This is a genomic window from Pseudovibrio exalbescens, assembly GCF_028737195.1.
Lineage (GTDB): Bacteria > Pseudomonadota > Alphaproteobacteria > Rhizobiales > Stappiaceae > Pseudovibrio > Pseudovibrio zosterae.
In genome coordinates this window covers 289517-302502 of the sequence record NZ_JAQZAJ010000002.1, presented here as the reverse complement: position 1 = coordinate 302502, position 12986 = coordinate 289517, and the positions used below count along the sequence as shown (strand labels likewise).

10 protein-coding genes are annotated in these 12986 nt (G+C 55.6%); 3 read left to right on the top strand and 7 right to left on the bottom strand.

Annotated elements, in window-relative coordinates:
* Positions 1-35: 35 nt before the first annotated feature.
* Complete coding sequence (locus tag PUV47_RS06565; protein WP_274217712.1) at positions 36-2324, top strand: transglycosylase domain-containing protein; 2289 nt, start codon at positions 36-38, stop codon at positions 2322-2324.
* A gap of 2 nt (positions 2325-2326) precedes the next feature.
* Here PUV47_RS06565 and PUV47_RS06560 read toward each other — a convergent pair whose 3' ends face one another.
* The 6 genes from PUV47_RS06560 to rph form a co-directional block, all read right to left on the bottom strand.
* Entirely contained in the window at positions 2327-3088 is a 762-nt protein-coding gene (locus PUV47_RS06560) for a M48 family metallopeptidase (protein WP_274217711.1), read from the bottom strand.
* Between the two features lie 145 nt (positions 3089-3233).
* Positions 3234-3647: a DUF2852 domain-containing protein gene (locus PUV47_RS06555; RefSeq protein ID WP_274217710.1), complete on the bottom strand. Its 414-nt coding sequence runs from the start codon at positions 3645-3647 to the stop codon at positions 3234-3236.
* Between the two features lie 149 nt (positions 3648-3796).
* Positions 3797-5362 (bottom strand): polyhydroxyalkanoate depolymerase, encoded by a 1566-nt coding sequence (gene phaZ / locus PUV47_RS06550; protein ID WP_274217709.1) that lies wholly within the window; start codon positions 5360-5362, stop codon positions 3797-3799.
* Positions 5363-5668: 306 nt separating this feature from the next.
* Complete coding sequence (hemW, locus tag PUV47_RS06545) at positions 5669-6829, bottom strand: radical SAM family heme chaperone HemW (RefSeq protein ID WP_274217708.1); 1161 nt, start codon at positions 6827-6829, stop codon at positions 5669-5671.
* A 21-nt stretch (positions 6830-6850) separates the two neighbouring features.
* Positions 6851-7471 (bottom strand): RdgB/HAM1 family non-canonical purine NTP pyrophosphatase, encoded by a 621-nt coding sequence (gene rdgB, locus PUV47_RS06540; RefSeq protein WP_274217707.1) that lies wholly within the window; start codon positions 7469-7471, stop codon positions 6851-6853.
* 12 nt (positions 7472-7483) lie between these two features.
* Positions 7484-8197 carry a ribonuclease PH gene (gene rph / locus PUV47_RS06535; RefSeq protein WP_274218297.1) on the bottom strand — a complete coding sequence of 238 codons (714 nt, stop codon included), beginning with the start codon at positions 8195-8197 and terminating at the stop codon, positions 7484-7486.
* Between the two features lie 222 nt (positions 8198-8419).
* Between rph and hrcA the strand changes: the two genes are divergently transcribed.
* Complete coding sequence (gene hrcA / locus PUV47_RS06530; RefSeq protein WP_274217706.1) at positions 8420-9487, top strand: heat-inducible transcriptional repressor HrcA; 1068 nt, start codon at positions 8420-8422, stop codon at positions 9485-9487.
* A 26-nt stretch (positions 9488-9513) separates the two neighbouring features.
* A complete protein-coding gene (locus PUV47_RS06525) occupies positions 9514-10320 on the top strand; it encodes a molybdopterin-synthase adenylyltransferase MoeB (RefSeq protein ID WP_274217704.1) in 807 nt (268 codons plus the stop codon).
* Positions 10321-10369: 49 nt separating this feature from the next.
* Here the strand turns inward: PUV47_RS06525 and PUV47_RS06520 are convergent, their stop codons facing one another.
* Positions 10370-12424, bottom strand: a complete 2055-nt coding sequence (locus tag PUV47_RS06520; RefSeq protein ID WP_274217703.1) for a TonB-dependent receptor domain-containing protein — start codon at positions 12422-12424, stop codon at positions 10370-10372.
* Positions 12425-12986: the final 562 nt, after the last annotated feature.

The following is a 12986-nucleotide window of genomic DNA, read 5'->3' as shown; positions in this document are numbered from 1 at the left end:
CCAAGAACTACGGAATTCAGGGGTCATCGCGTATCATGTCGCAGCGCCGCTCAGGGCCAAGACGGGTTGAACCAACGCTCGGAGAACCGAGTGCGCGCCGTGCACGCGCGCCCGGCCCAGCTGGTGCCCCTCGCAAACCACAGCCCCCAAAGCGTCCAAGCCCCACCCCGCAAGCCAAGGCTGCCCCACAACCAAAGCCTCGACCGCGGCCTACAGCAGCCAAAGCCGCCGCGCCAGCGCGCAAAGCCCCACCACAAGTCGCCCACAAGCCAAAAAGGCGTCCCGCCGCGGCGCGGCCGTCTCCCAAAGCCCGCCAACAAACACTCGCGGCTCTGGAGGCTGCAACGCGCGGCTCCGGGCGAGGAAAGCGGCAATCGCCGAGCTTTTTATGGCGTGCGACCAAGTTCGTTGCTTACTGGAGCGTCGTGGCGGGCATCTGGGGCGTGCTCGTCGTTGCAGGCATTCTGACCTATTACGCAGCACATCTGCCGCCTGCGTCAGAGTGGGCTGTGCCAAAGCGACCGCCTAACGTTCAGATCGTGGCAGCAAACGGCACCCTGATAGGCAACCGGGGCGACACCGGCGGCGAAGCCATTCGTCTGCAACAACTTCCGCCCTATCTGCCGCAAGCCGTTCTCGCGATCGAAGATCGGCGGTTTTATTCTCATTTCGGCATCGATCCAATCGGCCTATTGCGTGCCGCATACACCAACTACCGAAGTGGATCGACCGTGCAGGGCGGGTCAACGCTCACCCAACAGCTTGCCAAGAACCTGTTCTTGAACCCCGAACGGACCATTCAACGTAAGATGCAGGAAGTGGTCATGTCCTTGTGGCTGGAAGCCAATTACAGCAAGGGCGAGATCCTGGAAATGTACCTCAACCGCGTTTATCTTGGCGCGGGGGCATATGGCGTTGACGCTGCATCGCGGCGTTATTTTGACAAATCCGCACGTTTGGTGACCCTTTCTGAAGCAGCTACGCTCGCAGGGTTGTTGAAGGCACCTTCACGGCTCTCGCCGAGCCGCAACCCGCAAGCGGCGGAAGATCGCTCGCAAGTGGTTATTGCCGCCATGCTGGACGCTGGCTTCATTACAGAAACGCAGGCCAAGAATGCCTTGATGGACGGCTTTGCGGTAGCGCACGACTTCAACCGGGGCAGCGAAAACTATGTTGCCGACTATGTAATGGACGTGCTGCCAAGCTTCATTGGCAAGATTGATCAAGATATCATCGTCGAGACCACGGTGGATATGGATATGCAGCGCGCTGCAGAAGACGCGCTGCGGAATGCCCTTTACAATTTCGAGAAGGATCATGGTGCCCGTCAAGGGGCTGTGGTCACCTTGAACCGCAATGGCGCCATTCGCGCCATGGTGGGTGGCGGTGACTACAGCCGCAGCCAGTATAACCGCGCAGCCTACGCCAAGCGCCAGCCGGGCTCGGCCTTCAAGCCTTTCGTGTTCCTCACGGCATTGGAGAACGGCTACACGCCGAACACTGTGCGCAACGACAGACCGATCACCTACCGTGGCTGGTCCCCCAAGAACTACAACAATCGCTACTATGGAGACGTCACGCTGACCTTGGCACTCGCCAAGTCCATGAACTCGGTTGCCGTGCAATTGGCGAACGAAACCGGCCCCAAAAGGGTCATCAGCACGGCTCGCCGCCTTGGCATCTCATCACCGCTAACCAGCAACCCCTCTCTGGCCCTTGGCACCTCCGAAGTGACGCCTCTGGAAATCGCAGGTGCCTATGTGCCGTTTTCCAATGGCGGATTTGGCATTGTGCCGCATGTAGTGCGCAAAATAAGCACCGAGGATGGCCGGACGCTCTACACAAGACGTGGAGATGGGACTGGCCGCGTCATCAGCGCCGAAAAAGTGGGTCAAATGAACCTGATGATGGCCAACACCATGCGGGTTGGTACAGGCCGGAAGGCGGCCCTCGATAGTCGCCCCTCCGGAGGTAAAACCGGCACGACGCAAGGCTCTCGTGACGCATGGTTCATTGGCTACACCGCTTCACTTACAACGGCTGTTTGGGTCGGAAATGACGATAACTCGCCCACGAACAAGGTTACCGGCGGCGGTCTGCCAGCAGAGATCTGGCATGAAACCATGCAAGCTTCACACAGGGGCGTGCCAGTAGCAGCGCTTCCAGGTGTGCCGCTGTACTTTGACTCACCTTCACCCATCGCCCGTCCAAATGAGGGTGCTTTACCTCCGCCAAGCCATGTGGGTAGCATTCAGCCATCTCAGCAGCCCGCCCGTACTGGCGGTCCGTTGAATCTGCTGGGCCGGATCTTTGGAGGCGGATAGGTCTAGTTAATCAGATGCAACTGGGCCCCATGGGCCTTCAGCCAGTTTTGCGCCGTTCGGGTGTGTGGTGCCAGTTCATAGCAGAGCTTCCAGAATGCATCTGAATGGTCCATATGCATGAGGTGAGCAACCTCGTGTGCTGCCACGTACTCCAGAATGTCGGGCGGGGCCAGAATGAGCCGCCAAGAAAAGGAAAGTCTTCCGTTCGAAGCACAGGACCCCCAGCGCGATTTGGTATCGCGCACCGAGATCGCAGTCGCTTGGCGGCCAATCCGGGCCGTATACCGCGCAACAGCGGCCTCCAGATCCTTGCGGGCTTCTTCTTTGTAGAACTTAATCAGCTTGCGGCCCAAGGCCTGTGGCTCACCGGGAACGATCAAGACCGCCCCTTCTTCCGTTTCCACGGCCTCGACAAGGCCGCGAAGTTTACCAGAACTCTTCAGTGTGTAGCTTTTGCCACGCAACGGCACCGGGACGCCCTCGACCAACTCAGCCTTCGGGGCGCGCTTTGAGAGGCGCTCCTCGATCCACAAGGCCTGCTTTTCTGCAAATCTTTGCGCAGTTGAAAGTGTCCCGCCATGAGGCACCGTCAACACCGGAGCATCGTCTTCCATGGGTAGGCGTAAGATGTACTTCCGCGCCCTTGGGTTGCGGCGCAGCTTGACCGAGATTTCCCGATCAGACAATGCCACCGTTATGGCTTCCGGAAGGGCTTTGCGGTCTCGAAAAATGGCAGTATTCCAGTCTTTCTCGAAGGTGTCCACGACACCTGAGTTAGCAGCACCGCCAAAATTTAGGCGCGAGAACCGGCAAAAGCAATCATCATTGCCACCCCAAATTGGAATATGCCCATTAACAGCGAAAGGGGCACATATCGCGCCCCTCTACCAAGAATCTGATCAACAGCGGTTATGATGCCGTAGTTGCATCACCAGCAGGGCGACCGCCGCGTGCGGCCATAAATCGATCAAACTCTTCCTTGTCACGTGCGCGGCGGAGTTCCTTCATGTAGTTGTCGAAGTCCTCGCGCATTGCATCCAGCTTGCGGCGCTCTTCTTCCAACCGCTTCAGCTCAGCTTCACGGTAGTCATCAAAAGCAACATTTCCCGTTGGAGCATAGCCTGACATCGTATTCACCGCGTCTTTGATGGGATTGGCTTTCCATGCAGTTTCCGCCTGCTTCTTGAACTCGGGAAATTTATCTCCCCACAAGATGTAGGCAAGCATTGCCAAGCCAAGAGGCCAGAAAACGATAAATCCAAGCACCATTAAAGCTATGGTTGCCGGAGTCCAAGCTGGACGAATTACTCCTTGGTGGGTCATAAAATTCCTCCTAAGCAAGACCACATACATGAAGTGGGCTATCGATAACGGAATTTCAAGTAACTTCACCTTGGCGTGAGCCGCAAAGCGGCTCACGAAAACAAAAGGCTACATGAAAATAATGGTTTAAGGGCGCTAAAAATCTAGCGCTAGCCTTCTTCGGTGAGCTTTTTCGCCTGTTCCACCCAACCTTCTCGCAGGATGCGGCCATCAAGCTTTTCATCGAGCGACTGAGCTTGCTCGGGTGTGAGCGCAGCAACTTGCCACAGATGGAAAATGCCTGCCTGGTTCAGCTCGTTTTCCAGTTTCGGCCCGACGCCGGTGATCTGCTTGAGATCATCGACAACCCCTTCGGTTTGCTCAAGGATGATGCTGTCCTTGATGTCCGATGCGGTTTGCGCTTCCTCAACAGAGCCCTTCGCGGATGGTGCAGCACCCGCCAATTGCCTTTGGCGCTCTCGCTCCACCTGCACCGGAATACAGCCCAGCTTCGGATGTGATTTGATGAAGTCAACAATGCGCGGTGCAATCTCGGACCGATAGCGAGAACCGTTAAACACGCCGTAGTGACCCACATTCGGCTGCACATAGTGCGCGCGCTTCTCGTCGCCCAGTTTTGTTGCCAATGTGTGTGCAGCATGGGTCTGACCCACGCCAGAGATGTCATCTTTTTCACCTTCAACGGTGAAAATGGCTGTGCGGGTGATGTGACTTGGATCAACGAGATGGCCGTGATGGGTCAACTCACCTTTCGGCAGTGCATGCTCGATAAAGACCTTTTCTACCGTTTGAAGGTAGAATTCCGCGGTCATGTCCATAACGGCAAGATACTCGTCGTAGAACTCGCGGTGCTTTTCAGCGCTGTCGCCATCCCCTTCTACCAGATGCTGAAAGAAGTCTCTGTGCGCCACCATGTGGCGGTCCAGGTTCATGCCCATGAAGCCGGAGAGCTGCAAGAAACCGGGATAAACCTGTCGCATAAAGCCTTTATGCGGAAATGGCACATCCATGATCACATTGCGCTTGAACCACTTGATGCCCTTCTTGATGGCCAAATCGTTTACTGCTGTCGGCGCAACGCGGGTGTCGATAGGTCCACCCATAAGCGTCATTGTGGAGGGTGCACATGGATTGTTTTGTTCTTCCATGCGCGCAACCGCTGCATACACCGGAACGGAAGGCTGACAAACGGCCAGAACATGAGTGTCTGGGCCGAGGAACTCAAGCATCTCAATGATATAATCGATATAGTCGTCGAGATCGAACTTGCCTTCGGCCACCGGAACCTGACGCGCATCCTCCCAATCCGTGATGTAGACATCAAGATCGGGCAGCAATGCCTCAACGGTCCCACGCAACAATGTGGCAAAGTGGCCGGACATCGGAGCTACAATCAATAGCTTCGGGTCTTCAGCGCGCCCTTGTGGCAAATCTCGTTTGAAGTGAAGCAGATCACAGAAGGTCTTGCGTAGAACAACTTCTTCAAGAACATCGACGCGTTGCCCAGAGACCAGAGTGGTGTCCAGACCGAACTCAGGCTTACCGTAACGCCGTGTCACGCGCTCCAGCAGTTCACAAGAGGCGGCAACCGTTCGGCCCATCTGAGTATGGGTAAATGGATTAAGCGGATTTTGAAAATAAATTTTCGTTGCGTCCGCCGCCGCCCGAACGGGGGACATCATCGCATGATTAAGCTCATAGAGTTGGTAGAACATCACCAATATTCCTCCGGTCGGCCATTCTTTTTGTTGTACGCCCCCAACGCAAAGAAAGGGCCAACGTATATTGCATTGCAACAGACTACGGCAGCTTTCGTAGTGAGTGCAATATATACGCATGTCTACAGAGAGACTAAAGTTGACGCCCACGTAAGTTCAAGGGGTTATTCACGCAATACGCTGTATATCACAAGATATTTTTATGATGCAGCGCAAAATTTACTGAAGGAAACTACACCCAAAATTTGCATAGTTCTTATTTTTCTACTCAAAAATGCCGGATATGGGACAATAACAATTTCGTTATGAGACAAGTTCCGTAATGACCGCGTTTAAAACACCAACGCCCCGAGGGGTGGCACGCAGACGGCTGTTGCCAATCCATTCCACCAGGCCTTCTTCCTGCAAGACGGTGAGGCGGGCGGCATCGAAATGGCGCTCGGCCAATGCCTCATAGCGCGCCACATCAATGCCCTCTCGAAGGCGCAATCCCATGAGCAGAAGTTCGTCGCTCTGCTCTTCGCAAGTCAGATCCCCAGTCTCAATGATCCCGGTCCCCTTGCTCTCAACGAGGCCGAGCCACGTTTCCGGGTGCTTTTCGGTGAGCGTGGCCATTCGCTGGCCATTTGCAAGGCTCAAGCGTCCATGAGCGCCCGGTCCTACGCCGATGTAGTCGCCATAACGCCAGTAGACCAGATTGTGTTGACACTCAGAGCCCGGCACAGCGTGGTTTGACACTTCATAGGCTGGCAAGCCACGGCTTGCGGTAACTTCCTGTGTCAGGTCAAACATGTCCGCGGCGTAGTCGGGATCAAGCATTTCCAGTTTTCCGGCCGCATAGAGCCGGTGGAACATGGTGCCTTCCTCGATTGTAAGCTGATACATGGAAAGATGATCGGCTGCCAGATCAATGGCCCGGTTCAGCTCTTGCTCCCACCCTTCAAGGGTCTGGTCGGGGCGGGCATAGATAAGATCGAAGGAAATTCGTTCGAACGTGGTGCGCGCAATCTCAACGGCTTTCACTGCCTCGTCTACACTGTGCTGGCGACCCAGAATCTTCAGATCCTTGTCATTCAGTGCTTGAATGCCGACGGAGAGGCGATTGACGCCCGCAGCGCGGTAGCCAGCAAATCGGGTGGCCTCTACACTCGTCGGGTTAGCTTCCATTGAGATTTCGGCGTTCTCACCGATTGGCCAGTAGCGATTGATGCCTTCCAGAATGGCTTCAACGGTGCGCGGCTCCATCAGCGATGGGGTGCCGCCGCCGAAGAACACGGAGTCGACAGGTTGAGAGGCAACGAACTGGGCATTGTAGTCCAGCTCGCGCAGCATGGCGTTAATATAGTCCTGCTGGTCGACCGGCTTATGGCGTACATGCGAGTTGAAATCGCAATAGGGGCATTTGGCAAGGCAAAAAGGCCAGTGCACATAGACACCAAACCCGCCAACCGGTCTTTCCATCATTTCAAACTGCTCTCTAGCCCTTTAAAGGCACTCAGCCTTGAACAGATCAAAGGCACGCGCTCGGTGAGACAGGGCTGATCCATCCGGGTTGCGCTGTTTGGAGGCCTGATCCATCTCGCCAAAAGTTTTCTTAAAACCGTCCGGCACAAACATGGGATCGTAGCCAAAGCCTTCAAGTCCGCGCGGCGGCCATATGGCTTTGCCATGCACTTCACCGCGATAGAACTGAGTGTGCCCGTCAGGCCAGGCTACGCACAGCACAGCCACAAAATAGGCATTGCGATTTTCCGCACCTAGCTCTTGCAGCTTGTCTTCAACCTTTTGCATGGCCACGGAGAAGTCTTTTCCCGGGCCAGCCCAGCGCGCGGAGTAAACGCCGGGGTCATTGTCAAGCGCTTCCACGCAAAACCCGCTGTCATCGGCCAGTGCGGGGTAGCCAGACGCCTTGGCAGAAGCCAGCGCTTTGATCGCGGCGTTGGCTTCAAACGTATCGCCGTCTTCAACGGGCTCCGGCAGATCCAGATCTCCTGCAGAGACCACCTCAAAGCCAAAAGGTTCCAGGAGTTGGTTTATCTCCTTCAGCTTGCCCTTGTTGTGGCTGGCAACGACCAGACGGCCCGGTTCAAGACGACGATTTTCCATTCTTGTTCTTCCTTAGAGGATGGAGAGCTTCTGCAGTTCCACCAGTTTGGAGATGCTGTTCTTTGCAAGCCCCATCAGCTGGCCAAACTCTTCTTCGCTGAATGGCTTTCCTTCAGCGGTGCCTTGAATTTCAACAATGCCGCCCTTGCCGGTCATCACGAAATTGGCGTCGGTTTCAGCTGAGGAGTCCTCGGCATAGTCAAGGTCGGCCACAGGCGTTCCTTCATAAATCCCGCAGGAAATGGCGGCGATGTGATCAACCAGCACATCATCCTTCACCATGTCGCGTGCTTTCATCCACTGCAGACAGTCGTGGAGAGCAACCCATGCGCCGGTGATGGAAGCCGTACGTGTACCGCCATCGGCCTGAATGACATCACAGTCAACAGAGATCTGACGCTCGCCAAGGGCCTTCAGGTCCACCACAGCACGCAGGGAGCGACCAATAAGACGCTGAATTTCTTGGGTACGGCCAGACTGTTTGCCTGCCGAAGCTTCACGGCGCATGCGGTCATGGGTGGCTCTTGGAAGCATGCCATATTCAGCGGTGACCCAGCCCTGGTTCTGGCCGCGCAGCCATGGCGGAACACGCTCTTCAAGGCTTGCGGTACAAAGGACGTGCGTATCGCCAAACTTGACGAGGCAAGAGCCTTCTGCGTGTTTGGACACACCACGTTCAAGGGTAACTGGGCGCATTTCTTCGGGTGCGCGTTTGGATGGACGGATCACTGCCAACTCCATTGATTTGTCGGGGCATACGGCATGGCTTGCCTATAGCTCGCGGTGGTTTTAACCCCCAATGTCTTTGAGCGCAAAGGCTGCGTTCAAAATTATGACTGGAATTGTCGAAATGGGTTTCGCGAACCGGGAGAGCGAGGATATAGAATAAAGAGCAATCCCCACTTATATTTGGTTTTCGAGCCCTATTGATCCGGAGTGAGCAGACTAGTGACCAGTGGACCACCATCCGTTCCTCTTGAAGATCTTGACGAGAGATCACGCGAAATTTTTCGCCGCATCGTCGAAAACTATCTAGGCACGGGCGAAGCCTCAGGCTCGCGCAATCTGGCGCGCGGTCTCAGCAAGCCCTTGTCACCTGCCTCGGTGCGCAATGTGATGTCCGATCTGGAGCACATGGGGCTGCTTTACTCCCCTCACACCAGTGCTGGTCGCTTACCCACCGAGACCGGACTGCGCCTGTTTGTGGATGGTCTTCTGGAAGTGGGGGACCTGACACGCGAAGAACGCGAGCAGATTGATATTCAGGTGAAAGCTTCCGGCTCCGAGAAGAGTTCTGCTCAACTCCTCACCGAAGCCAGTCAGATGCTCTCTGGTCTCAGTCGCGGCGCTGGCGTTGTCCTGGCCCACAAGACCGATGTGCCGCTTCGCCATGTGGAGTTCGTGCAGATCGAACCAACCAAGGCACTTGTCGTGTTGGTGAGTGATGATGGCTCCGTTGAGAACCGCATCATATCGCTTCCGGCAGGTCTGCCGCCCTCCGCGCTCATAGAAGCCTCCAACTACCTCAACTCAGTTATCCGCAACCGCACAATTGCTGAGGTGCAGAAAGAGCTTGAGCGCCAGAAAAGCGAAAACAAGGCCGAACTTGACCGCCTCACGGAAAAAGTTGTTGCCGCTGGCATTGCTGTATGGGGCGGAAAAGAGGGCGACGCGGATACGCTCATTGTACGGGGTCGATCCAATCTCTTGCAGGACGTGGGTCATGCCGAGGATCTGGACCGCATCCGCCTGCTGTTTGATGACCTTGAGAACAAGAGCGAATTGATCCGCTTGCTTGAGCTTGCCGAAGGCGGGGAGGGCGTGCGCATCTTCATCGGCTCGGAGACCAAGCTGTTCTCACTCTCGGGCTCTTCGCTCATTGTCTCGCCGTACCGGGACAGTGAACAGCGCATCCTTGGTGTTCTGGGGGTCATCGGTCCGACGCGGCTCAACTATGCGCGTGTCATCCCAATGGTGGATTACACGGCACGTCTCGTAAGTCGCCTGCTTCCATAACGCATCCGAAACAAAAGAGATTTAGAGTGCTTTCTCCCGCAGAACTCGAACGATACGCCCGTCACATCGTCCTCAAAGGCGTCGGGGGCCCCGGCCAGCAAAAGCTCAAGGACGCCAAGGTGCTTGTGATTGGCGCAGGAGGGTTGGGCGCTCCGGTCCTGCAATACCTTGCCGCCGCGGGTGTCGGGACGCTTGGTATATTGGACGATGATGTGGTGTCATTGTCCAATCTTCAGCGGCAGATCATTCATGATACTGATCAGCTGGGCGAGCCCAAGGTGGCAAGCGCGGCAGAAACCATTGCCCGCCTTAACCCCTATGTTCAGGTGCGCCCGCACCCAACCCGGTTCAGCGGTCAGAACGCGATGGCTCTGGTGAGCAGTTATGATCTGGTGGTTGATGGCTCCGATAACTTTGAAACCCGCTATCTGGCAAGCGACGCCTGCTACTTTGCCAAGAAGCCACTGGTTACGGGTGCTGTCGGCCAGTTTGATGGTTCGGTGACGCTGCTCAAGCCTTACGAGACGGATGCAGAGGGCGCTCCAAACCCGACCTATCGCTGTCTCTTTCCCAAACGCCCAGCTGCTGGCAGCATTCCCACCTGCGAAGAAGCTGGGGTGCTGGGCGCGCTTACGGGCGTTATCGGCTCGCTTCAGGCACTGGAAGCCATAAAGGAAATCGTGGGCTTCGGAGAAGGCCTTGTAGGCAGATTGCTTTTGGCGGACACGGCAGTCATGCGGTTTGAAACCATCACCTACAAGCACAATCCAGCTAACCCGCTGAACGGCGATGCTCCAAAGAGCTGGGCTGAAATGCTGGAGTTGGATCTCTGAGAAACGACGCAAGGAATGAGAACGGCGGCACATGGCCGCCGTTGTTAGTCTAGAAGGTTTTTGCGACCGACAGTTTGAAGCTTCGGCCCTTGCCCTCAGTCCCGCTCAGGTGGGGCGTGTAGGCCTTGTCGAAGATGTTCGTGACGCTTGCCCGCACTTCGGCGCCGGCCATCCAACCCTCCTCGGGGAGCCAGCTCAGACTGGCGCCGTGGAGGGCGTAGCCTCCCGTTTCGCTGCCTGCATTGTTGACCCGGTCTTGCCGCGCATAAAAGTTAGACCGCCAGGACACATCCAGATTGTAGTCCTCAAAGCGATATCCCACGGAGATGAAGGCGTTGTCTGCTGCCACAGTTTCCAAATAGGTGTCGTCGGAAAGGTTGTCTCCGCGGGTCAACGCCGCCCCAAACGAGCCATACCACGTTGGCGATGCATATCCGGCCTCGACCTCAACACCCTGGATGCGTACATCCTCAATTGCAGTGGTAATGGCACCACCCGCCATGTGGTCAAACGTGGTGTAGAGATAGTTCTCAACATCGTTGTGGAAGCCAGTGACCTTCAGGCGCACGCCATCATCATCCTGAAGAACGTTGTCGAACTTGAAGCCAAAACCGGCTTCAAAGTTGTTGGACTTCTCCTTGCCGAGGTCCGTGAAGCCACCACCTGTGAACGCTTCATCAATGACCGGCATGCGTTCAGTATGAGAAACGGAGCCAAAAACGTTCAGCCAAGGGGTAAGTTCATAGATGGCCGCCAGTTTTGGAGAAAACGCCGTGTCGCTCACATCATCGCGGAGGCTCACACCTTCGCCCGGAGACAAGCGGGAATAATCCACACGCATACCAGGGATAAGGGTGAGGCGATCAAACAGGATCACTTCAGCCTGACCGTAGGCACCAATCATGCGGGATTCCCCTTCGGGATGAGAGGATGCGCCATGTGACGTTGACCCGTCCGGGTTCAGGCGAGGGTTCAGACGCTCACGATAGTGGCCTTGAACACCAAACGTCAAAAAGGCTAGGGCGGAATCTGAGAACTCTATTTGCGATGTGTTCTGCAGCTTGCCTTGCCAAGTCTTGTAGACGTATTCCGCTTCAAGCCCAAACGCTGGCTGGCCATCCCAAGGGTTTCGATAGGTGATGTCATCCAGCTCACGCTTGGTCTCGCTGTAGGCAAGCTGCGCTGTCAAATCGAGTAGGTCATTGCCGGCAAATGCGTTCTCATAGGTGAGGCGCCCTTGCTGCTCGCTTATCTCCTGATCGGCATAACCAAACATTGGCTCATAGGTAATCTGGTCATAGAGGCCATTGCCTGATTTGTTGATGTTGAAGTAACTCGCTGTCAGAGACTGATCCCGATCCGTCCCGAAAGTGTATTTCAACTTTGCAAGGCCAGACAGGTCAGTGAAAAGAGAGTTGCCCAGCTCTTTGCCTTTTGCTGCATCGTAGTTGCCATAGCGGCCGTAGTTAAAATTCGCTAGAAACTCAATATCTTCGAGAGGCTTCATTGCCGCGATTATGGAGTTGCGAGAGCCATTGCCATTGGAGTCCCAAGTGGTTTTGGCACGCACCGCAACGGTGTCATCCCCCTCAAGAAAGTCTGAGGCATCCTTTGTGCGGGCACTGACCGTCCCGGCCAAAGCGCCCGATCCGTAAAGCGTTGAGGAAGCTGGCCCACGCAGGACTTCCACCTGCTTGAACATTTCCGGCTCGAAAAAGAAAGAACCCGAGCGGTAAGCTTCAAAGAACGAACGTACTCCATCCACTTGCATGATCATGCGATTTTCATCGGAAGACAACGCTCCGCCAATACCGCGCATGTTCAAGGATTGGCCTAGCGGATTGTCAGCGTTGATGGTGGTAACACCCGGAATGGCGTCCAAAATTTCTCCCAGCGTGGCCGCCTGCGATGCCTCGATCTGCTCCTGCGTGACAACAGTCACCGCCTGCGGTGTATCAATGGCGATCTTTTCTTCACCCGCCGATACGACGATCTCGTCCAGTACGGTTGTTGCTTCTTGTGCTTGTGCCCCTGCCAACGGCAGGGCGAGCGAAAGGGTCGTGCCGGCCAGCAAGGCGGCACGGGAAACGGTTCCATTAAACATGGCTGCCCCGGCATAAATTTTGACTATGGAGAAAGCTGGCTGGTCAGAATTTGGCTAGCGACCGACATACCCCTGTCGGTGAACGTGCCTACGTTTTATAAATATGAGTATTTTAGTCAAGTAATATTTAGGGGTAGTCTTCTCGGCATATCGCTTTCATGCGTTAAAGCATTGTAAAAACGAGAATATTCTGTTTCCGCTTGCCGCAACCGCCGTCGATTTTTGGCCTCCTGCGCCGGTTCGCTGCAAACCACATCGCCGAATTGGGCCCTCACCGTGCTTCCGAGCGGAAGCTCAGCCCTTGAAGTAAAGAGGTTGCGGTCCTCCCTCATGCGCGAAGTGTTGCGTTCACCAGAATCCCAACGCGCTCAGCGCAATCCGATGTTTCAAATCGTGATGGCTTCAAGCATCGCGAGCCATTTGCGGACAATGTGGTGTTCGCGTCGGTAAAGGGGGATTGCGCAGGGTGTCGGGAGTTTGGAAGCAGCTGAAGGGGTTTGGGACCATGGGTAGGAGTGGGCGCGATACGCCCACTCAAATAACCCCAAAGACCAACGAAGCG

Bases quoted from the DNA above. Each gene is read 5' to 3' on its own strand.
- PUV47_RS06565 (WP_274217712.1), top strand. From the start codon at position 36: ATGTCGCAGCGCCGCTCAGGGCCAAGACGGGTTGAACCAACGCTCGGA.
- PUV47_RS06555 (WP_274217710.1), bottom strand. From the start codon at position 3,647: ATGACCCACCAAGGAGTAATTCGTCCAGCTTGGACTCCGGCAACCATA.
- phaZ (WP_274217709.1), bottom strand. From the start codon at position 5,362: ATGTTCTACCAACTCTATGAGCTTAATCATGCGATGATGTCCCCCGTT.
- hemW (WP_274217708.1), bottom strand. From the start codon at position 6,829: ATGATGGAAAGACCGGTTGGCGGGTTTGGTGTCTATGTGCACTGGCCT.
- rdgB (WP_274217707.1), bottom strand. From the start codon at position 7,471: ATGGAAAATCGTCGTCTTGAACCGGGCCGTCTGGTCGTTGCCAGCCAC.
- PUV47_RS06520 (WP_274217703.1), bottom strand. From the start codon at position 12,424: ATGTTTAATGGAACCGTTTCCCGTGCCGCCTTGCTGGCCGGCACGACC.